The organism is Paenibacillus sp. J22R67, from assembly GCF_059692175.1.
The window spans coordinates 867,855-888,105 of sequence record NZ_JCAUAX010000003.1 but is presented as its reverse complement, the minus strand read 5'-3'; the positions used below and the strand labels follow the sequence as shown (position 1 = coordinate 888,105).

General features: G+C 43.1%; 22 protein-coding genes. 3 read left to right on the top strand and 19 right to left on the bottom strand.

The genetic code is table 11. The annotated features are described in order from the left end of the window. Window positions 1-10 precede the first annotated feature (10 nt). Both AC58VC_RS15975 and AC58VC_RS15970 read right to left on the bottom strand, forming a co-directional pair. Window positions 11-1,003: an oxidoreductase gene (locus AC58VC_RS15975; protein ID WP_497369710.1), complete on the bottom strand. Its 993-nt coding sequence runs from the start codon at window positions 1,001-1,003 to the stop codon at window positions 11-13. 588 nt (window positions 1,004-1,591) lie between these two features. Then, window positions 1,592-2,251, bottom strand: a complete 660-nt coding sequence (locus AC58VC_RS15970; protein ID WP_497369709.1) for an NAD(P)H-dependent oxidoreductase — start codon at window positions 2,249-2,251, stop codon at window positions 1,592-1,594. A 390-nt stretch (window positions 2,252-2,641) separates the two neighbouring features. Between AC58VC_RS15970 and AC58VC_RS15965 the strand changes: the two genes are divergently transcribed. Next, window positions 2,642-2,974 carry a winged helix-turn-helix transcriptional regulator gene (locus AC58VC_RS15965; RefSeq protein ID WP_497369708.1) on the top strand — a complete coding sequence of 111 codons (333 nt, stop codon included), beginning with the start codon at window positions 2,642-2,644 and terminating at the stop codon, window positions 2,972-2,974. A gap of 284 nt (window positions 2,975-3,258) precedes the next feature. Next, the gene (locus tag AC58VC_RS15960; protein WP_497369707.1) at window positions 3,259-3,795 is read left to right on the top strand and encodes a nuclear transport factor 2 family protein; all 537 of its coding nucleotides are present in this window, start codon (window positions 3,259-3,261) and stop codon (window positions 3,793-3,795) included. Between the two features lie 113 nt (window positions 3,796-3,908). Here AC58VC_RS15960 and AC58VC_RS15955 read toward each other — a convergent pair whose 3' ends face one another. The 13 genes from AC58VC_RS15955 to AC58VC_RS15895 all read right to left on the bottom strand — a co-directional run bounded on the left by AC58VC_RS15955 (window position 3,909) and on the right by AC58VC_RS15895 (window position 16,060). Then, window positions 3,909-4,619, bottom strand: coding sequence for a DsbA family oxidoreductase (locus tag AC58VC_RS15955; protein ID WP_497369706.1), 711 nt, complete (start codon window positions 4,617-4,619; stop codon window positions 3,909-3,911). 75 nt (window positions 4,620-4,694) lie between these two features. Next, a complete protein-coding gene (locus AC58VC_RS15950; RefSeq protein ID WP_497369705.1) occupies window positions 4,695-4,850 on the bottom strand; it encodes a hypothetical protein in 156 nt (51 codons plus the stop codon). A 125-nt stretch (window positions 4,851-4,975) separates the two neighbouring features. Next, window positions 4,976-5,884 carry an alpha/beta fold hydrolase gene (locus AC58VC_RS15945; RefSeq protein ID WP_497369704.1) on the bottom strand — a complete coding sequence of 303 codons (909 nt, stop codon included), beginning with the start codon at window positions 5,882-5,884 and terminating at the stop codon, window positions 4,976-4,978. A 175-nt stretch (window positions 5,885-6,059) separates the two neighbouring features. Further along, window positions 6,060-6,428, bottom strand: a complete 369-nt coding sequence (locus AC58VC_RS15940; protein WP_497369703.1) for a GNAT family N-acetyltransferase — start codon at window positions 6,426-6,428, stop codon at window positions 6,060-6,062. 35 nt (window positions 6,429-6,463) lie between these two features. Next, a complete protein-coding gene (locus tag AC58VC_RS15935) occupies window positions 6,464-6,931 on the bottom strand; it encodes a hypothetical protein (RefSeq protein ID WP_497369702.1) in 468 nt (155 codons plus the stop codon). A 435-nt stretch (window positions 6,932-7,366) separates the two neighbouring features. Continuing rightward, window positions 7,367-9,007: an FAD-dependent oxidoreductase gene (locus AC58VC_RS15930; protein ID WP_497369701.1), complete on the bottom strand. Its 1,641-nt coding sequence runs from the start codon at window positions 9,005-9,007 to the stop codon at window positions 7,367-7,369. 179 nt (window positions 9,008-9,186) lie between these two features. After that, entirely contained in the window at window positions 9,187-9,888 is a 702-nt protein-coding gene (locus AC58VC_RS15925) for a hypothetical protein (protein ID WP_497369700.1), read from the bottom strand. A gap of 28 nt (window positions 9,889-9,916) precedes the next feature. After that, window positions 9,917-11,101, bottom strand: coding sequence for a TolB family protein (locus AC58VC_RS15920; protein ID WP_497369699.1), 1,185 nt, complete (start codon window positions 11,099-11,101; stop codon window positions 9,917-9,919). A gap of 175 nt (window positions 11,102-11,276) precedes the next feature. After that, complete coding sequence (locus AC58VC_RS15915; RefSeq protein ID WP_497369698.1) at window positions 11,277-12,773, bottom strand: sensor histidine kinase; 1,497 nt, start codon at window positions 12,771-12,773, stop codon at window positions 11,277-11,279. Further along, on the bottom strand, window positions 12,773-13,462 hold the full coding sequence (locus AC58VC_RS15910; RefSeq protein ID WP_497369697.1) for a response regulator transcription factor: 690 nt from the start codon (window positions 13,460-13,462) through the stop codon (window positions 12,773-12,775). The genes AC58VC_RS15915 and AC58VC_RS15910 overlap by 1 nt, the downstream gene beginning before the upstream one ends. Window positions 13,463-13,779: 317 nt before the next feature. Beyond that, window positions 13,780-14,346: an NAD(P)/FAD-dependent oxidoreductase gene (locus AC58VC_RS15905; RefSeq protein ID WP_497369696.1), complete on the bottom strand. Its 567-nt coding sequence runs from the start codon at window positions 14,344-14,346 to the stop codon at window positions 13,780-13,782. A 69-nt stretch (window positions 14,347-14,415) separates the two neighbouring features. Next, on the bottom strand, window positions 14,416-14,982 hold the full coding sequence (locus AC58VC_RS15900) for an NADPH-dependent FMN reductase (RefSeq protein ID WP_497369695.1): 567 nt from the start codon (window positions 14,980-14,982) through the stop codon (window positions 14,416-14,418). 19 nt (window positions 14,983-15,001) lie between these two features. Continuing rightward, window positions 15,002-16,060 carry an LLM class flavin-dependent oxidoreductase gene (locus AC58VC_RS15895; protein ID WP_497369694.1) on the bottom strand — a complete coding sequence of 353 codons (1,059 nt, stop codon included), beginning with the start codon at window positions 16,058-16,060 and terminating at the stop codon, window positions 15,002-15,004. An 807-nt stretch (window positions 16,061-16,867) separates the two neighbouring features. On the opposite strand from AC58VC_RS15895, the gene AC58VC_RS15890 reads away from it, so the two are divergent. Further along, the gene (locus AC58VC_RS15890; protein WP_497369693.1) at window positions 16,868-17,527 is read left to right on the top strand and encodes a nuclear transport factor 2 family protein; all 660 of its coding nucleotides are present in this window, start codon (window positions 16,868-16,870) and stop codon (window positions 17,525-17,527) included. Window positions 17,528-17,548: 21 nt separating this feature from the next. On the opposite strand, the gene AC58VC_RS15885 is transcribed toward AC58VC_RS15890, so the two are convergent. The 4 genes from AC58VC_RS15885 to AC58VC_RS15870 all read right to left on the bottom strand — a co-directional run bounded on the left by AC58VC_RS15885 (window position 17,549) and on the right by AC58VC_RS15870 (window position 20,214). Further along, window positions 17,549-17,674, bottom strand: coding sequence for a hypothetical protein (locus tag AC58VC_RS15885; RefSeq protein ID WP_497369829.1), 126 nt, complete (start codon window positions 17,672-17,674; stop codon window positions 17,549-17,551). Window positions 17,675-18,109: 435 nt separating this feature from the next. Next, entirely contained in the window at window positions 18,110-18,535 is a 426-nt protein-coding gene (locus tag AC58VC_RS15880; RefSeq protein WP_497369692.1) for an ester cyclase, read from the bottom strand. A gap of 132 nt (window positions 18,536-18,667) precedes the next feature. Further along, window positions 18,668-19,135, bottom strand: a complete 468-nt coding sequence (locus AC58VC_RS15875; protein ID WP_497369691.1) for a cupin domain-containing protein — start codon at window positions 19,133-19,135, stop codon at window positions 18,668-18,670. Window positions 19,136-19,206: 71 nt separating this feature from the next. After that, a complete protein-coding gene (locus tag AC58VC_RS15870) occupies window positions 19,207-20,214 on the bottom strand; it encodes an oxidoreductase (RefSeq protein ID WP_497369690.1) in 1,008 nt (335 codons plus the stop codon). Between the last annotated feature and the right edge of the window lie 37 nt (window positions 20,215-20,251).

The window sequence follows — 20,251 nt, the reverse complement described above, 5'->3', positions numbered from 1 at the left end:
ATTTCAAACTTTATATAGGAAACTTAACACCCGTCAGATCCTCACTAAGATGCCAGAGCTGCTCCGCATATTCAGGATTAACTGCCCAAGGCTTAACTCCAGGTCCTAAAGGGTTATCGGCAGGAATGGCCAGTGCGATATCGACATTCTCGCAATATACGCCTCCTTCGCCTTCTAACTGCTGATTTACAGCAGCCCAAACAATTGTCGCTGCACCTTCTGAAATTGTTTTTAACTCATCGTTATACTCACTGAAGGCTCTTTGCCCTTGTTCGTCTAGCGCTCCCATCGCACGCATTTCATCATCCGATAGATGACGTGACAAATCAGTTACTATAGATCCAGGATGCACGGAAAATGCACGAACACCATAGTTTTTACCACGCTTATCCAACTCGACAGCAAATAAGGCATTTGCTGTTTTGGATTGTCCATACGCAATCCACTTATCGTACTCCCGCTTTTCAAAATTAGGATCGCTAAAGTCAATACTACTAATCAGATGGCCGCGTGAAGAGACAGATACAATTCTAGCCCCCTCTGCTTTGACTAGAGCTGGCCAAAGTCTAGCAGCTAATTGGAAATGCCCTAAATGGTTTACAGCAAATTGGGATTCATACCCACGTTTATCGCGTGTTAGCGGTGATGCCATTATCCCTGCGCTATCGATAAGAATATGCAAGGGACGATTTGAAGCAAGGAAGCGCTGGGCGAAAGCATCAATGGAAGCAGGATCTGCAAGATCCAAAGATTCTAATTCTACGCCAGGAATATGGGAAACGGACGCCTGAGCCTTCTCCGGTGTACGCGCGGGTACAATAACCTTTGCCCCAGCTTCGGCAAGTACGCGTGTTGTCTCCAAACCTAAGCCTGAGTAACCCCCCGTCACAATGGCGATTTTTCCACTTAAATCTGCTCCTTGTAATACCTCCTTCGCCATCGTTCTAGGGCCAAATCCTGAATGAATAGGCGCCTGTCTCGTTAGATCGTTATTACTCTTCATCTGTATCTCCCTCCATCCAAAGAATTCTGCGATATTGCCGCGGAGTCAACTATAGCAGTTATTTATCTTTTTCATAAGAAGGCAATTTTTTTAAATATGCTTTAGAAAAATAAAGTTAAGCGTCAATTTGTTGCGATTTTTAAAAATAAGTAGTCTCTGCAATCACTCCTTCAAGGTTCCTTTTACTTAGATCCTTAGATATTTAGTGAGTCCAATGTGTTTAAAGAGCAAAAAAAGAGTCCTGGGTCGGGACTCTTTTTCTCTACGATCTTCCTTGTTCACATGATGTTTTTGATTCTGATGCTTTAATTAATTGATCATCTTATAAAGACAGAAGGATCTATAAGTTGCAATTTTTTCTTTAGGTGTACGTAACTTTATTTTTTAAAAGCAGATTTAAAAAAATAGCGTTCTTATGGGATATGAGAGGACATGCTATAGTTGATTCTGAAGCAATGAAGTCACCAGATCTACTCCATTCCTGAAACGAATGACTCCCCTCCTGCTATAGCAGAAAGGGAGTCATTCATGTGATATATGAGTTTGAATACGATATTTCTAACGCGTCCGTACTAATTCTATGTGACGTCAAACAAATTTTACGATATCATTCATCGGGCGTCTTCTTTTAGGGCGCCCTTCCCGTACACGATAGCCAAAGGCCACCATGACACTTAAACTAAATTCATCATTCCCCAGAAGACCTCTCTTTTGAAGGAGTTCATTCACCGCATCTAATTCAAAGCCTTCAATAGGAGATGAATCTACGCGGATATGCGCCGCTGCCGTCATCATATTTCCAAGCGCAATGTAAGTTTGTTTGGAGGACCAGTCCAGCAAAGCTCTTTCAGAATCTAAATGCAGGTCACTATAAAACTGTTCGTAAGCAGGTTCCATTCTTTTTAAAACTTCCAAAGGCATCTGCAGGATTTGGGTTTGTTGTTCCATTAGATAGGGAGAACCAAACGTCAGACCTTTCCTAGCCAAAATCAAAACGAAATGACTCGCTGAAGGAAGCTGTCGCACGGCACCAGACACGTGTGGAGCCAATTCATTTCTAAATTCCTGACTCTCTACAACAATAAACCTCCATGGCTCATTCCCCCCTGAACTTGGCGATAACCGACCAGCCTCTAGAATAAATTGAAAATCTTCTTCGGTAATTTTCCTCTCAGGATCGAATTCTTTTGTTGCATGTCGGTAATTAAAGGTCTCTAACATTTCTAATTTTCTTACTGTTGTATCCATATTTACTCCCTCTTTCTAATTAAATTGATTTTTATATATAATTGAGCTCATCCTGCAAAGCCTTCATATGTGAATAACGTCCTCGACGGTAAGTGAAGCCTCAATCGCCTCGGAGATAACTATAGCAGCTATTCATTTTATTCGTAAGAAGGCAATTTTTTTAAATATGCTTTAGAAAAATAAAGTAACACACCTAGGTTAATCACCTGCAACTCGAAATCGTTGCCCCATCGGTGGGACTAAGTAGCATAGTCTCCGCAACTAACCGAAACGATCGAATTTGGATAATCCTCCCAGTGACTTTCCAAATTGTTTTTTATATAGTTTAATTTTGTTCCTTACTTTAGTTTTGAGACTAACACTATATAAATGAATGCGAGATGATATATAATGGGATGTTCAAAGTTTGAAAATAGTTGTGTTACATCCATTTCTGAAGTTTTACAATTTCTCTCAGGAAAATGGACTTTTCTAGTTATAACCGAGCTCTTAAAGGAACCTCAGCGTTTTAATCAATTGCGAAGAAATTTAGATAACGTAAATACAAAAGGTTTAACAGACACATTGCGCAATTTAGAACAACACGAAATGATAAAACGCAAAGTATTTCCCACTGTACCGGTGACAGTTGAATATTCAATCACTGAAAAAGGACAAGCCTTTTCAGAAGTGTTTAATGAAATTAATCGTTGGAAAACAGAATGGGATTCTCGACTCTCCTAAGTCTCCGCGGTATGTACTGGTGGAATTTTTCCTTGTATTCTTTTGCTTACACGACTGACTGCGTACAGCTTTATTTTTATAAAGCATATATAAAAAAATAGCCTTCTTATAAGAAGAAAGGATACCTGCTATAGTTATCTATGTTGAAGAGGAGAGGTCATTCACATATGTAGCGGAACATACACTCAATCCATGACCTTGCATTTATTCATAGATGATCAGCATTTAAATCTAAGTATCGTGGTTATCGTTTTATAATAAAATTAGAAGGAGATTGACATACTATGACCAACACAACAAATAATGAGCAAGAAATTCTAATCAATAGACTTATTCAACTTGAACAAAAATCCCAACAATTGCAGGACATTGAAGAGATAAAAAAATTAAAAGCCCGTTTTTTTCGTTTTATCGATGAGAAAAAATGGACGGAATTTGGGGATCTTTTTACATCGGATGCCATACTTATTTCCCAAGGCCAAGATTTTTCCTCTGGCGGCGGGCAAGGTTATGGAAAAATGATCGGAGATCTTGTGGGCAAAGCACCTACGGTTCACCACGGGCATATGCCTGAGATTGATATGATCGACATGAATAACGCTAAGGGTATTTGGGCCATGGAGGATTTGTTGACCTTCCCTGACGCGAAGGATGCGTATCCGGGGCATAACGGGTATGGTCAATACCGCGAAATATATAGAAAAGAGAATGGCACCTGGAAAATCAGCAGCACTGAACTAACACGATTCCGTATGGATCCTCTTAAGAACTGGGATCCGAATACAGACCCTGTAACTGGACAGACTGTAACCAATAATTAATCCACCGACTATATAAATGAAAAGAACACAGTAACCCCTTTGGATCTCCAAAGGGGTTACTTGCATTCTTCCACCATATTTTAAAAATCTTAGATAATTCTATTAGTGCTATTTCATACTTCGCATGTCCCATCTTCACAAAGCGAAGCTTTAGGATCAACAGAAGTTGATTTAAATGGAATAATCGGGTTTTCTTTCTTCCAAGCTTGCTGTAACGCTTCTGCGAATACTTCTGCTGGCTGAGCTCCAGAGATGGCATATTTGCCGTTGATGACAAAATAAGGAACGCCACGTATCCCTGCTCGCTTTGCAGCCAACTCATCTGCCCTTACCTCATCACGGAATTGATCGCTTGCTAACATCGCAGCTGCATCGTCAGCGTCCAGACCTGCTTGTATGGCAATATCAACTAAAATTTTCAGATCATCCAAGTACAAAGAATCCGTGAAATATGCCTGGTACAGCCTTTCGATCACATCATCCGCTTTGCCAAATTGCATAGCATACTGCAGCAGGCGATGAGCGTTTAATGTATTGGTAGGCTTGGCTGTATCATAGTTAAATTTCAGACCATCCTGTTCAGCACGCTTTGAAATATCATCCTGTAATGCCTTCATGTGTTCACGAGTCGATCCCTGTCTAGCAGCAGCCATGCCAGTAATATCATCCGAGGGATTCACCTGGATATGTGGATTCAGTTCAAAACTTCGATAAACGATTTCTACAGCCTCTGGATGTGCAAGCTTCTCTAGACCTGCTTCAAAACGACGTTTGCCTATATAACAAAACGGACATATCATATCTGTCCAAACTTCTACTTTCATTCTCACATTCTCCTTTTTCTACAAGAGAGAGAACCCATCCGGAATCGGATTAGGATCAACTCTATTCTCTGTCAATTAAACATGCATCTCGAGCGGAACGGAACCGACGATAACAGCTGTAAAGGAAGCGCCGATCGACAAACCGATCACGATAAAAGCAGGAAGAATAAACGACGCGTAACTTTTATTCTGATAGTTAGAAACAATTTCCTCCAAATACTCGTCTAACAACAGGTTTTTAAGGACTGGGTCACGATCGTAAGCGTTTTTAATATTTCATAGAAATTTCGCCGCGAATGTCTAGAACTTAAGCCGATAACAAGCTCGCGGTTTACGCGGACTCCATTCAAACAAAGTCACTCTTTAATGACAAATTCAATTATGGCTCTGAAAAATAGTTCCGGTTTCTCCACATGCCCCATATGTCCGCATTGACTGATAACTACAAGCTGCGATTCTGGAATGGCTGCTGACATCTCATTGGCCCATCTTGTCCCACAGATGAAGTCATACTCTCCGACAATGATGAGTGTTGGGGTCTCGATTGTATTCATAACATCACGCACATCCCAATTCAATGGTTTTCTATTTACATCTATGGTCACGTCTACAGAAGCTTTCCAGTCATCGAAATCCTTAGGCATGTTCCAATAGTCGTAGAAGTAAGCCGGCAGCAGTCTTTTCATGACACCAAGGTATGACTCTCTGTCATTGACTGTTATAACTCCATTTCCCATGTCCGCCCAAACCTGTTTTGCTTCCTGAGCTTCCGATTGTTCTGACCATTGCTGTGCAAAGAGATCCATCTGCTTGGTCGCTTCAATGCTTAAATCTTTCCCAATACAAGGAGCGCCGTCATAAACGATCAAACCTGCGAGCTCATTCGGATAATCTAGTGCATATTGAAGCCCAACAAAACCACCATGCGAATGCCCTAGAAAATAGCAATCCAACGCCCCAACATGCTCGAGAACCTTTCTGCAGAAATACGCGTATTTGGACATACTGTATTCTCCATTCGGCATCATTTGTGATAGACCTGTACCGATTGGCTCTATATAAATAAGAGTCATAAACTTCTCTAGCCACAGCATGCGTAGATATTCCCAGTGGAAACCTGGTCCTCCAGGATGAACAAGACAAATGGGGCCTCTACCTGCAACGTGATAGGTCTGCCGTATTTCATCGATCATGATCTCATGCGTACCCTGCATTAGTGCTTCGTTAAATGTAGAATTGGAGGGATTTAAGTATGAATTGTTCATGGATGTACCTTCTTTACTATTGTTATTATTACTAGTAGTAAAACTGCAAGAACAGAAATCCCTCTACTCTCACTTGGTAATCTCCAGGATGACACCTGTCAATCCAATGCTTGAGCACGAGCGCCATCTCTTCTTGAACGTATTCAATACGCAGAGATTGCATGGGATAATTAATCTAATTCTTACCATAATTCTGACGCACATATACACGTTGAAATCCTGCCCGCTGAAAATTGCGATAAGATTTGTTAGCATCCTCTTTCCCTTCAGGTGGTTGTCCGGTTTCCCCTGTAAAACCAATAACTCCAGCAACGATCCCATCCTCAATGCGCCGCTTAAATAGCGCATTCTGTGCCCCTCGGCCGCGATATTCCGGCAATGTCGAAGCTATTCCAAGCCAAGCCCAGTTATTGTCAATAAACATTGCTGCCGAAGCGACAGGTTTAGTACCGTCATAGGCCACGTAGGTTTTCCATTTTGGCCTTCCGACCAATGCCGAAAAAAAAGGACGGTTTGCTTCTGGTATGCCGAACCCCGTCTGCACGGCAATGCTGAAGTCTTCGGCGCTAGATGCCCCAACTAGCCGTATATCAAAACTAGCTGGAATCGGATGGCTTTCTGCAGGTGATGAATCCCGATAAAATTTCGCCCAACCGTTTCCAACGCTTTCAATTCCTTTGTATTCATCCATTTATGAATTGTTTCAGTAAGCGCATGCGGTGGAATTTGCAAGCAAAAAGACGGGGATGCATGTTCATTCATCCATAAGAGTGCCTGTTCTAGATCCGATTCATTAGCAGGCTCCGTAATCCCTACTCCGAGGACTCGGTTAAATTCAGCTATCGGTAGCCCGTGATTGGCTAAGACAATACTGGTTCCCACACGTGCAAACGCGACATTTGAGCTGTGCACATAATCTTCTGGAGCAGCAGCAAACAGATCCAACCAGGCATCGCGTTCAACCATCTCAATAAGTGGAGTTACATCAAACTCGTCATCGCCAACTTGATTGCTGAGAATGCGCACGGCCATTTGCTCGCTGGGCATTGTGTCGAACTTTTCGAGATCCTTAGCATATTAACGACTGGTTTAGTCATTTTGACATTCTCCTTAATCACTTGGGTTACTTTACGGCATCGATTCCATCATCAATTGATGCCATGGGGTCACTATAACAGATATTAATATCCTTCATAAGAAGGCACTTTTTTTAATTATGCTTTATAAAAATAAAGTTACTCTCTTTGGCACGAGGATGAAAATCCATCGCTCAATCATTCACGTAATCTTTAATGAGATTCAAATCTTAAACTGCGTATTTACACGAGTTTTTTTCAAAGAATGACACAAACCACAATATTCTCTTTTATAAACTAAAACTTCCCACGTTATCCTCCCAGAGCTAAAGTGTAAAAGCCCTCGATAATCCATTACGGACTCAAGGGCTTTCTTTTAATGTGATTGATAAGTTCCATATATTATTTATTTTTTCCGAGTTTGCACGTAGCTTGGATAACTGATTTCCCCGCTATCGAGCTTTCTAATTTCTACCTCGTTCCAACCTTTGATTTTGTTTGTGCCGGTTATTCCAGTTAACTTAATTTTATAATGATCAGCTAAATACTGTTGTAACCTTGCCATTTCTTCGGGTTTGATGTCTCTAAGCTTTTGATTTCCATGAATTTGACCTAGGATGACACCGATTGATTCTGCTGCTAAACTCGTATTGGGTTGAATTCTTGTGCTGCCATAAGCAAGTGCCGATGAGCCAACATTTTTCCCAGCGGAGATGACATTTTCATAATCTTTCAATAAAAAACTGCGCAGCGGCATGCCGTATTTATCGGGCCGTCCCATTTCAATACCCCACTTGTTCGCACTCGTACCCTGTAAATCGAGCGGATATCCGCCGATGCTGACATTATCCCAGAACATAGTGCCTGAAAGCAGGTCAGACGATTTTAACACATATTCCATTTCATAGTGGTTATATTCCCTGATATAAGGGTAGGTCGGCAGTTCCCCGAGTTCGGCATGCTCCCAGCCTGGTAATGTTTTACGAAAATGCTCAAGAATAGATGCCGTCTCCTTGTTGCCCAGCATAACAGCATCTTGGATGGATTCGGGTTTTGATGGGTCAACGGTATACACAAGCAGAGCGTTGATCAAAACTTCCCCATCTCTTTGATTCACTGCATTTAAACCTCTTAGGAACAGGCGGTCATTGGAAGGACGATAGGCATTTGTAGTTCTGCTTAGTCCGATCGCAAAGCTATCATTAACAGATCCACCGCCGAATTGTTTAGACTTCTCTTCCGTTTTTAGCGCATTGAAAGTAGTATTGAATTTTTCCCAGTCAACATGTTTGAATTTCATCATCATGCCGGCACTCATGTATTCTATGTCTTTTTGCCCATACAACTTTTCTAGTCCTGGTAACCTTTCGGCATCCAATTGCGAGATGAGTGCGGCGTAATCACTATTTTCTACCCAGTAGCTGGCCGTGATCTTCTTCTTTTCATTCTTATCCGTTGTGTAAACGATAGAAGCAACCTTCTGCATAGTGTCTGACGTGTTGATTTGCTCAATATTATTCAAGATGATGCCCGATTCAACAGGAATATTTTTGATCAGTTTATCAAAATAAGTAGTAAATTCGGAAAGTTTGCGAATATTGCCATTACGGAAGCCGTCGAACAATTCTTTAGCTCTGCCCTGTACTAATAAATGACCTTGACCGTCGCGCGTTTCGTCCAGAAACAACATTTGCCCCTGAAGAATTTGGCCTCCAAATGCCTTATGTGGATCAAGTACTATTACTTTTAAACCTTCATCTGCCGCCGCACGGGCTAAATAAAGTCCTTCTAGCTCACTACCGATCACCACTACATCAAACTGCTCCAATGGATAATTATTTTCAGACTCTATCGCTGGCTTCGATGGGGTTCCGTTTACAGATAGAGAATCTTGATGAGCGGTGATTGGTGACACTATAGTAACAGCTGTAGGTTCTGCATTTGCCTGCTTAAGACTGTTCTTGCTATAAGATATGACCAACAAAGCAATAAGGAAAAAAATAGTTAGAACAGTAACCAATTGAAATTTAGGATTACCTAAACGCATATGTGCGCTCCTTTTAGAAGGGATTGTTGAAAAAGCTTACGTTCGTTAAATGGTATATGTGCAAGCTAGCATCCATGAGGCTTGAATGAATATCAGCGATTATGTTTTTCTACAATAAAATAAGAAAACAAACTAAGAAGCAGCTTGTTTTCTTATATTGAAATCTACATGTGTAACGCTTATTTTGTTAACTTGGCAATGCTTACTGCTAATTTCTCGACTTGGGTATTACTCAAGGAATGATCGGGGGAACTAATCGTTACGGTTCGATCATCTAGCTTGAAGCTCAACAAGGGAGTGTCCCCAGTTGTATACCATTTCGCCTTAGTCCCATTGAATAAGGTCACGACCTTACTGTCATAACCATCTGAATAGTCTCTTGGAGATACATTGATGATCATATGCGTAAAGATCAAGTTTACACCATCATCGGTAGCAACCGTTTTTTGATAAGAATCACCTGTTACCATTAGTTTAGGTGCATAGGACGTTTCATAAGTTTCAGAGATGGTAAAGGCTTGCTGGATCTCTAACGTTTGATTTTCGCTGTAATTCACATCTGACAAATCATTCGTTACTGGTGTGGTTGACCCAATCAGGATTTGGTTATTCTTGGCGTCGAAGTCAAGCGGCACCTTAAGCGCATCAGCCAGTGCACGGACAGGCAGATACGTAGAATCCTGATAGGTGATCGGACTTAGCTTATTGCCGTTCGCATCTGTCGGATAATAGGTTGCGCCATCGATGCTAAAATCGATGCTGCTGTTCAGATACGCTTTGATCTCCTCCATATTACTCCCTGCGTATACACCTGCTGCGCCTGATACGGTCATGCCGAGTACCATAACGGTCATGATTGAATTCCTCATCTTGTTTTTCATCTTACTCCATCTCCTCAGTTGTTTATGTTTATTTAAAATCAATGATTTGCGTAACAGCCAAATATTCATTGCCCTTGATGGTAACGCCAAGCCGGGTCCCGGAAGGATTCCAGCTTAGTGGGAATTGCGGATAGTAAAAGGGTCCAATGGGAGAAACCTTACCTGTTGCCAAGTCAAAGAGGTACACGCCGTTCATTCCACTTCTATCCTCGGTATACACGGAGAAAGCCAACTTCGATCCATCAGGGGACCAGTTGAGATAAGGAATCGAGTCACCCTTGCCGATTAGGGAACCTTGTGCGCTTCCCTTCGCGTCGTACATCAACAACTTTGTGGCCATTGTTTCTTTGCTATAGGCTGTTGATATAGCGATCTGTTCTCCTTTGGGAGAGATTGCGAATCTTTCAGTATCTTTAATAAGCACGATTGGGTGGGCCTGCCCGGGTTTGAACATTTTTAAATCCTGATTCTTGTCCGTATAGTAAATAAAGCCCTGACCTACTTCGAACCGATTAAAGATCCCCACATCCGGATCCTCAAGCTTGAGCAATGTCGTATGTCCGCTCGTCGAAATGGCCATGATGTCCCCGCGGCCCTCCACAGATCCCGCTGCTAGCACATACGTATCATTATCCAGCCAACCGCCTAACTCCATATAGTTGTCGATCTTGATCTCAATACTTTGGCTCGTGCTTGTGTTCTTAATAAAGTTCTGAGCGGTGTACTTGTCTTTCCACTTCTGAATAAAGCTGAATTTGCCGTCAGGAGATATCGTCTCTTTCAACATCGAGACCGTTTCTGACTGTACAGCTTGTTCCGTCAACTCTCGCTGTTCATCATTCGTCAGGTCGATGATTGAAGTGGTATTCGTATACACTGGCTCCTCTATGCGGGTTCCTGCCTTGATCAGCTTCGTGGTGGTAATCTTCACTTCATGATCGGATAGCCAGGCTTCAATATGAGCGCCTTCTAGCCGATGAATACGATCTACTCTAACCTCCTCGTCCTGCTGTCGGCCGTTATCCTTCACGATGGTAAGTTTGCGAGCTCCGCTGCCTACCTTCATCCCGAAAGCTCTGTTGATCTCGCTCTGACTGTTCTCTGGATTAACCGTGCTGAGCCGATCATGATTCGGCTGGCAGGCCATCAGGCCAGTCGTGAGCATAAAAACGAATCCAAGCTTTACTACCTTTTCTAACTTTTTCACTTGCATAACAGGTCCTCCTATTCATATTGCCATCGGGAAGCATCCGTAGTGAGTACAGACTGCATCGCGTCGCTCCCCTGCTTCAAGTGTCCCTGTTGACTACAGTATAGAATTAAATAATCTCGAAACTATATCGGGCTTGTAACAAGCTTGTAAACAATTTAACGTTTCTCAAGTAAGCTTATAAATCTATTTGTGGAGAAGTCATGGGAAGGTCAATCACAAATCGCGAGCCGCTCGGGCTAGATTCGACAAGCTGGATCGAGCCGTTCTGCTTCTCGGCCAGACTCCGGACTAGTGAGAGTCCAAGACCCGTACCGCCTGTTGCTCTGGAGCGGTCATTGCTAACGGTATAGAACGGATCAAAGATCCGGCTCTGCGCCTCTTTTGGAATGCCAATTCCAGTATCAGCTACTTCAATCATCATGCGAGAGAGTCCCTGATCGTTCTTCTCCAGATAATTGGAGATTCTAACAATTCCACCTGCTTTATTGTATTTTATAGCGTTGTCCATTAGATTAAGCAGCATATGCATAAGGTTTTCCGAATCAGCCCATATCGTACCTGCCGTTAGACGGGTTTCCAGCTTGATCTGAAAGGCATCTGCTTTGATCTGGAGCCGATTCACCGCTTCTTGAATCAAGGGTACCATTTGAACCGTTTCCGCTTTTGTTTGGAAATCATATATATCCATGGACGACAGTTGCAGCGCCTTCTCCACCAATACGTACAGACGCATGGCTTCTTGTCTGATCTGTATTCTGCCTTTGTCCAATAAGGCCGGATCATCGCTGTACATGTCCAGCAGATCCGTATATGCAAGTATGGAGGTGAGCGGCGTCTTCAGTTCATGACTAATATTGCCGATAAACTGCTTCTGCTGCTGCTCCAGTTCCTGCAGTCGAGCAATGGCGGCAATCAGCTTCTGCTTCTCTTCGGTAAGTTCTTGTACCGAGGAGGCAATATTTTTGCTCATTTCATAAATGCCTTGCGCGAGCTCTCCAAGCTCATCCTTTCGGCGGACGGATGGTTCGGATAGATAAAATCCTTGTCCGATCTGCTGGGCAGCTAGGTTGAGCTTTCCGATAACATTTACCTGTCGCCAAACGTATAAATAACCGATCAGAAAGCCTATAGCCAGCACGGCAGCCCCCGTAATCATGAACAGGTTCCGAATGTGGGTATAGAAAGTATGCTGTTCGATAAGCGAAGCGTGGAATTGTACGGTTCCGAGGTGTTGATCGGCATTATATAGCGGTGCAAGATAGAGCAGCGTGTCCCCTTCTGTGATATAAACCGACAGTCTCTTAGCAGTATATGCAAGCGCATCTTTGACATCCGCTCTAGGCTGTACGGGAAGCGAGGTGCCAGCAAACGTACCATCCGCTTTATATAAAGTAACCGGCATCCCGCTCAGTTGACCCAAATCGATCGCAAGTCTTTGAGCACTTTCTTCCATAAAGATATCTGGTGCGCTCCGGTCGCCGGTCAGGAAAGTCTCTCTTACTCGCAGATTTGCCGCATCCGCTTGGTGGGCGAACGTCATCTCCAGTCGAGAACGCTGATCCTCGCGTATGCCCGCAAGTACCAAAGAACTGAGAACGATCAGAACGAATGCCAACAGCAGGGCAAGCAACAGGGCAATTCTCCCTTTCAAACCAATGTGCCCTTTCCGCATCAGGGTGTTCTCGTGCTTTTATAGCCAATACCGTATACAGTCTGGATGAGTCCTTGCCAATCGCCCAACTTCTTCCGCAATCGCTGAATGTGAATGTCCACCGTACGTGTACCACCAGCGAAGTCCATGTCCCAAACCAGCTCAAGCAAAGCCTCGCGGGAATACACCCGTTCCGGATAACGGGCCAGCAGCGCCAGCAGTTCAAACTCTTTGGGGGTAAGATCAATCAATTTACCTTCCAAACTTACGGAATGGCTATATGATTCGATGGTGAGCACTCCAAGCTGAAGAACATCTTGTCCGGAATCAGAAGTTGCCGCGGAATCCGGGATCCGTCTGCGCGCGAGTGCCTTTACCCTGGCAATCAATTCCCGCATATCAAATGGCTTGGTCATATAATCGTCCGCTCCGAGCTCCAGCCCTAGCACTTTATCCTCGATATCATTCTTCACTGTAAGCAATATTATGGTTGGTCGATCTTGATCCACCAGCCTCCGGCATACCTCATATCCGCTTAAGCGTGGCATCATGACATCAAGCACCATAACGTCTGGTTTGAACGTTCTTACACGGTCAAGCGCCTCTTCTCCGTCCCCGGCCGTCTCTACGATATAACCTTCCCTTTGAAGAGCATAAGCCACAGCGCTGGCAATACTGACTTCATCGTCTACTACCAATACCTTGACCACTTGATGATGTTCCTCCTTTTATATGAATGAGTATGAGTTCTATGAATCAATCATTGCTGTTCTTCGTTACAGTTTATCCATCGGCATATCAAATTACATATTCTCCAATGAATGCTCTTCAGATTCAAGAAGAAGATACCTCCTGATTCCTCATATTAAGTACCCATAAAAGAAAAAGCCCGCTCCCCCAACCAAAGAAAACACGATCAAGTGCAGCATCAGGAATGTTCTTGTCACCCGACCCGTACAAAAGAAAAGACCATTCTTGGTAAGAATGGCCACGAATAAATTCAAATATAGGAGGAATTCCTTCTCCGTTATGTTGCCTTTAATACATCATGATCAACATATCTCTCGCCATTTAATTCGCTTATCACGTTTATAGCGACTTTCGCTCCGTCTCCGGCAGTAATAATAGCATGAACACTGACACCTGCAATGGTTCCAGCTGCCCAAATACCATCAATACTTGTTTTACCATTGATGTCAACATCAACAATTGTTTTTATCCGAGGTTCTGTCGCTTCTTTCGTTTTGACACCTATGTGTTCAGCAAGGTCAAATAAAGCACCCGTCGCAAGAATGACATGTTTGGCCTCATACTTTTCTTGGTCCGTTTCTATGATGAATCCATTTTCACCTTTTGTAATATGAAGTGCCTTTTCTTGAATCATCTTAGCGCCAAAATGCTCTGCTTGCTTTTTGCCCATTTCAATAACATCAGGACCCGAAATTTCCCGAATTCCGTAATAATTTTCAATCCAAGCTCGTTTCGTCATGCTTTTGTCATTATCAATAACTAATGTTGTCTTTCCTGCTTTGGCTGAAAATAACGCAGCGCTTGCACCTGCAGGACCTGAACCTATTATTGCAATATCAAACATATAATTCTCAATCTCCTTTTTAATAAATTTTGTTATTAGTTTACTCCAAGGGAACCAATTTTATCTCGATTAAAAACCATACGTTTGCTCCGTTGCCTCGCGAATTTTAGTAAATGTCTCAGTTAATATAACTGTGTCTTCAACTAAACGATCAATTCGTAATAACACATCATCATTTATAATTACTTTCCGCTCGAAATCCTTTTCTTCGATGAATACATAAGTTTGAACAATTTGAGCTTTCATATAGGCCAAAATCGGTTTTAATTGTTGTTCTGCAACTAAGTAATGTTTTTGTGAACCAGCTGTCATTAGAATACTGACAATTTTATCGCGAAATGCATTTATAGGCAGTAAATCAAAAATATTCTTCAATGTCGCTGGTATGGAAGCCTGAAAGACAGGTGTTCCTATTATAATTGCATCAGCTTCCATTATTGTTTGGGTTACGTATTTGGCATCCCCTTCATATTCCGAGTAAATGCGCCCATCACTAAACTGTATATCATGTTCCGCTAAGTCTATTAATGTTACTTCAACATTAGCATATTTTTCTTTGAGTGCTTTTATTGTATAGTCCATAGCAGTTCTGGTTTTCGAGCCTACTTTTGAACCTGATAAGCCAACAATTTTCATTTTCATTTCCCCCAAGTACTTATATTTTTGCCGTATATTTTTTAACAACTGGTAAGATCTCTCGACCGATTAACTCAATATTTTTTATTAATTTGTCAAAAGGTACGCCTCCGAAATCCATTTGAGCGATATAACGCTGATGACCAAAAAGTTCATGCTGATAGAGAATTTTTTCAATGATTTGTTGTGGACTACCGATGTTCATGACATCGCGCGTATCTGCGCCTTGTGCGAATTGCTGCTTCGGATAACCTCGTCCATTGATGAGCTGTAAGCCTAAGTTCGTATGTGGGTATGCCTCGCTCTGCGCCTGTTGTGTCGTTTCTGCCGCATAGAAAAAGCCAGCAGTTGCAATTGGAAGCTCAGCAGGATCAAATCCACTGTGTTTTGCTGCGTCTCGGTATGCATCAATAGATTGTTTAAAACTAGTGGCAGGTCCACCTAACATAGCCAGAAACATCGGCACACCCGCATAACCCGCTTTGATTGCACTTGCCGGATGCCCGCCAACTGCGCGCCAAATTGGCATTCTTCCATTTAGCGGACGAGGAAGTACCTTTGCATTTTTTAATGGAGCTCGATATTCTCCACTCCAATTGACTATTTCCTCTTCATTAATTTTTAGCAATAGTTCAAACTTTTCTTCAAATAGTTCTTCATAATCGCGAACACTATACCCTAATAAGTCAAAATTACCAACTCGTGAAGCTCGACCCGCAACAATCTCCGTACGACCATTTGAAATTAAATCAATCGTTGCGAAATCCTCATACACACGAACCGGATCTAATGTACTAATAATTGTTGAGGCACTTGCCAGTTTAATCTTTTTAGTAGCCTGAGCAATAGCTGCTAATACAACAGTGTGAGCCTGAGTTGTGAAATAATCCTGATGACTTTCACCAACACTAAATAAATCAATACCTGCCTGCTCTGCTAGTTTAGCCAATTCAATTATTTCTTGAATGCGTTGTTTGGCAGGAATTCGTTTTCCTGTTACAGGATTGGCTATATGATCACCTAATGAATAAATACCAAACTCTATCCCTTTGCTTGGATCAATGCGATAATTTTCCATATCTATCATCCCATTCTTTCAATTATCTATGTGTTGTCATTATTAGAATTTTTACATAACGACAATTTTTTCGAGCGAATGACGGGCGATATATGGGAAGGAATCGTCGGTTCCTCCCGGCATGAAGATGAACAGAATCCGTCACATGTCTGAACCTACGTTACCCCAAGCGTGTGGTCGCGGCGAGGAACCAAGAAACTTGTACCAGGAGTGATCGTCCTCTTCTCATTAGGATGGATATTGAAGATTCATTTAGCTCGTTGACAACTATAGCACCTATTTCTATTTTTCATAAGGAGGCTATTTTTTTAAATATGCTTTAGAAAATTAAAGTCTCGTTCCTCGATTTAATTAAGAATTTTCGTTGATTGCTGATGACTGACTGGATCCCTTTTATCTTCATCGCCTTTTGTACGCGTTGCCGAATGTGCCTTTGACCTTATAGTTCTCGGCCTCGCGTATACTGGGTTTGCGACTTAGCCATTTGTAGTAACTTGATCTTGGAATCCCTGATACATCAGATAAAAACTGTATGCTGAGCATTCTATCTGCTGAACAGTTTGTATAGCTATTGTAGGTATTCTCTTGTCTGTGTTCGCTTAAAACCGCTACCTATCGAGTTCCTGCCACGTAGTAGAGCGTCCCTTGGTTATAGGTTTTATTATTCACCTGACTACCGCTAATTTTTCGTTGTACTGATTCTTCGCTTTAATTTTGTAAAGCATGTTAAAAACAATCATCTACTTACAAAAAAAATGTATACCTGCTATAGTTGGCTCCATGGAAATTGAAGCTTCAATTCCTTCCATGAACAAACAACCAAAGGATGTGGCAAGTATGTTTAAGAACAAAAAACTAATAATCGGTGCAATTACCGCTATAGCCGTTTTGACATTCATTTCTACGGGATGCTCGAGCCCAAATAATCAGGCTGCTGTCCAAACACAAAGTACTCAGGCGCAGCAAGCTGCGAAAATTGCGGAACTTGACGAAAAATATCAGCGCATAGAAGATATCGAGCAAATTAAACAATTAAAAGCCCGTTATTTCCGTTTTATTGATGAGAAAAAATGGACGGAATTTGGGGAGCTCTTCACGTCAGATGTCCAGATTGCTTTCCCAGGTCAAGATTTTTCTAAAGATGGTGGTGCGACTTTCGCAAAGATGATTGGCGAGATTGTAGGTAAAGCGCCAACGGTTCACCACGGATATATGCCCGAGATTGAGATGATCGACAAGGATCACGCCAAGGGTGTTTGGGCCATGGAGGATTTATTCACCGTCCCCGACGCGAAGGACGCAATGCCGGGACATCATTGGTACGGCCAATACCATGAAACATATAAAAAAGAGAATGGCGTCTGGAAGATCAGCAGCACGAATCTAAATACATTCCGCATGGATCCCCTTAAAAACTGGGATCCGAGTACAGATCCTGTAACTGGGCTGCCTGTAACCGGGAAGTAATTCTGTGAGCAGGTAGATCCCCTAAATAAGTTGCCCCTTTGGATGTCCGAACAGAGCTCTAAAGGGTTCATTTTGGTCTGTCATTTGAAAAACACCAAAACCAAGTAAAGGCATCTCAACACCATTGTTTAAAATTACTTTTTGCATACAAAACCCTCCATACTTTTAGCATTATTTAAAATTGGACGACTGCTGCCGTAATCGCAGCAACTTTTATCCAACAGATCGACAATATCGACGTTGCCACCATGGGTCTGCACGTGAACTTTCCATGTGTTGCTCATTGCATTGAAATGAAATGTAATCTCTACCTTTTCATAAGTCTATTATGCTGTATCAAATGTTTGCCTAATACTCTCACGACACTAAAGTAACAGATGAACTTTGACTTTAATCAAACTATTAAAAAACTTATAACCTCATCTGTCGTTTACTCTTCGAATATGTCTTTTACTTTTCAAATGAGACAATATCTGGATAAAAAAAACAACAAAGCTTGATTTCTCAAGCTTTGTTGCGATCAGTTATGTCCCACTTTTGTGTCCTTGGACAGTTGCGGGTTTTTCTTGCGTCAGCACCTTGCTACTTTACGGGCTTTGCGAGTTGCTGCGAGAGCTCATATGCGCTTCGCTCGACCCAGTTGTGGGCGAGCTTACCATCGCGAACCTCCCATACCGCGATGCCGGAGAGCTGAATCGGGCGATCGTCGGGTGGGGAACCGAGTACACCTTGGTTGTACCCCGTGACTACCCAGCGCGACACGACGCGCGTTCCGTCGGCGCCACTGAACATATCGAGGCTCTTCAGACTTATGTCGCGGATCTTCGAGGTGAAGGTGCGTGCCCACTCCTTGAAGGCAGCGCGACCAACGACATCACCACCTGGGTTCGAAAGGATGAAGTCATCCGTGCAGAGACGGTCGATCGCGTCGAGGTCCTGCGGAAGGTTGTAAACTTTAGTCCAGAACTCCGTGAGAAGTTCTTCGCCGTGACTGCTGAATAAAGCCATCTGTCATAATCACCTCGTGTAATCTTGGACCAAGCTCCGTGCCATGATCCATGAACAAGAACGATAGTATACTATTTGCAAAATCCCATGAGCCTTTTATCTTGTCCGCTTTTTTTCGGTATGACCGAGCGTTTATTTCACAACCATTGGAGGCCCGATAATTAATGTGTCATTGTCAGCGGCGATTTGAACGATTTCCTCGAGTGAATGTTTGCTGATTTCAGGGAAGAAATCGTCAATTCCACCAGGTGCGAAGGTGAAAAGGATACGTCCCATTTCGGTTCCGACGTTAGCCCATGCATGAGGTACGCCACGAGGAACCACGACGCTCGCTCCGGGAGTAGCTTCAAATTCCTCCTCTCCGCATTGGAAACGGAAAGTTCCTTCTAGAATCTCAAAAACCTCTTCACGTTCCTTATGAATATGCTTCGGTGGACCCATCAAAACAGGTACGCGCGCTTCGATGACAGTGATCGCTCCTCCAACTTGATTGCTGTGGATGCGAATGGCCATTTGTTCGCCTGGCATCGTGTCGAACCATTCGAGATCCTTAGCGAAAGTAACGGCTGCCCCGGTTAAAGCTTTATTTGTATGTTCCATTTTACATCCTCCTTTACTCTATCCATCTTTTTTCTAAAATGCTAGGTAATGTTCCTTAGAATTTTTTCCTTTTATATTGCAAACCTTAAACCTATCAGTTGTTCACTAAGACTCCAGAGTCGATCGGCCGCCTCGGGATCGACCGCATATGGCATTACGCCGGAATCCGTTAATGTCGAATTGTTGTCCAAATGAAATTCAGACTCAGCGTCATGTCCCAAAGGAGCTATATCGCAGTTCTCGCAATAGACGCCGCCCATATTTTCAAGCTGTGGGTTCGTCGCACACCAAACGCTGGTAGCGGCCCCTTGCCCTACTGTCTTCAAATTTTTCGTCGGGTCGAGGACTGGCTGCCCGTTTTCATCGATGACGCCCGCCGCAAGCAGTTCCTCCTTTGAAAGATGTTTTTCGAGACCGGTGCCAACAATGCTGCCCGGATGAATGGAAAAGGCGCGCACGCCATCGGACTGACCGCGTTTGTCTAGCGCGACCGCGAAGAGAATGTTGGCTGTTTTCGACTGGCCATAGGCTCCCCAGCGATCATAGTCACGACCTTCGAAGTTGGGGTCATCAAACACGATTGGTGAAAAGTGATGTCCCCAGGACGAAACTGAAACCACCCGCGCGCCATTCGCCTTACGCAACGCTGGCCAAAGCCGGGCGACAAGCTGGAAATGGCCCAGATGATTCGTTGCGAATTGCGATTCATATCCTCTCGAATCGCGTGACAGAGGAGATGCCATAATGCCTGCACTGTTTATTAGCATGTGTAGCGGCTGGCCCGAGACAAGAAACTTCTCTGCAAAGGCATCGATCGAGCTAGGGTCTAGCAAATCCATCACTTCAATTTCAACGCCGTCGATGTCCGCAAGGGCGGTTACCGCTTTATTGTGGTCGCGCGTCGGAACGATGACCTTGGCGCCAGCTGAACGCAGCACACGTACAGTCTCAAGACCGAGTCCGGAATAGCCTCCGGTGACGATGGCTATTTTACCGGAAAGATCAATACCTTTAATAACGTCTTCGGCTGTCACAGAAGCTCCAAAGCCAGAGCCAATTGGTGTTTGCTTTGTTGTCATAATTAAGATCTCCTTTAAAGGTTAGTATATATATGTC

Bases quoted from the DNA above. Each gene is read 5' to 3' on its own strand.
- AC58VC_RS15930 (WP_497369701.1), bottom strand. From the start codon at position 9,007: ATGCGTTTAGGTAATCCTAAATTTCAATTGGTTACTGTTCTAACTATT.
- AC58VC_RS15870 (WP_497369690.1), bottom strand. From the start codon at position 20,214: ATGACAACAAAGCAAACACCAATTGGCTCTGGCTTTGGAGCTTCTGTG.
- AC58VC_RS15975 (WP_497369710.1), bottom strand. From the start codon at position 1,003: ATGAAGAGTAATAACGATCTAACGAGACAGGCGCCTATTCATTCAGGA.
- AC58VC_RS15915 (WP_497369698.1), bottom strand. From the start codon at position 12,773: ATGCGGAAAGGGCACATTGGTTTGAAAGGGAGAATTGCCCTGTTGCTT.
- AC58VC_RS15935 (WP_497369702.1), bottom strand. From the start codon at position 6,931: ATGCCCAGCGAGCAAATGGCCGTGCGCATTCTCAGCAATCAAGTTGGC.
- AC58VC_RS15890 (WP_497369693.1), top strand. From the start codon at position 16,868: ATGAACAAACAACCAAAGGATGTGGCAAGTATGTTTAAGAACAAAAAA.
- AC58VC_RS15905 (WP_497369696.1), bottom strand. From the start codon at position 14,346: ATGTTTGATATTGCAATAATAGGTTCAGGTCCTGCAGGTGCAAGCGCT.
- AC58VC_RS15965 (WP_497369708.1), top strand. From the start codon at position 2,642: ATGGGATGTTCAAAGTTTGAAAATAGTTGTGTTACATCCATTTCTGAA.
- AC58VC_RS15885 (WP_497369829.1), bottom strand. From the start codon at position 17,674: ATGCAAAAAGTAATTTTAAACAATGGTGTTGAGATGCCTTTACTTGGT.
- AC58VC_RS15960 (WP_497369707.1), top strand. From the start codon at position 3,259: ATGACCAACACAACAAATAATGAGCAAGAAATTCTAATCAATAGACTT.
- AC58VC_RS15920 (WP_497369699.1), bottom strand. From the start codon at position 11,101: ATGCAAGTGAAAAAGTTAGAAAAGGTAGTAAAGCTTGGATTCGTTTTT.
- AC58VC_RS15880 (WP_497369692.1), bottom strand. From the start codon at position 18,535: ATGGCTTTATTCAGCAGTCACGGCGAAGAACTTCTCACGGAGTTCTGG.
- AC58VC_RS15955 (WP_497369706.1), bottom strand. From the start codon at position 4,619: ATGAAAGTAGAAGTTTGGACAGATATGATATGTCCGTTTTGTTATATA.
- AC58VC_RS15895 (WP_497369694.1), bottom strand. From the start codon at position 16,060: ATGGAAAATTATCGCATTGATCCAAGCAAAGGGATAGAGTTTGGTATT.
- AC58VC_RS15925 (WP_497369700.1), bottom strand. From the start codon at position 9,888: ATGAAAAACAAGATGAGGAATTCAATCATGACCGTTATGGTACTCGGC.
- AC58VC_RS15945 (WP_497369704.1), bottom strand. From the start codon at position 5,884: ATGAACAATTCATACTTAAATCCCTCCAATTCTACATTTAACGAAGCA.
- AC58VC_RS15900 (WP_497369695.1), bottom strand. From the start codon at position 14,982: ATGAAAATTGTTGGCTTATCAGGTTCAAAAGTAGGCTCGAAAACCAGA.
- AC58VC_RS15970 (WP_497369709.1), bottom strand. From the start codon at position 2,251: ATGGATACAACAGTAAGAAAATTAGAAATGTTAGAGACCTTTAATTAC.
- AC58VC_RS15875 (WP_497369691.1), bottom strand. From the start codon at position 19,135: ATGGAACATACAAATAAAGCTTTAACCGGGGCAGCCGTTACTTTCGCT.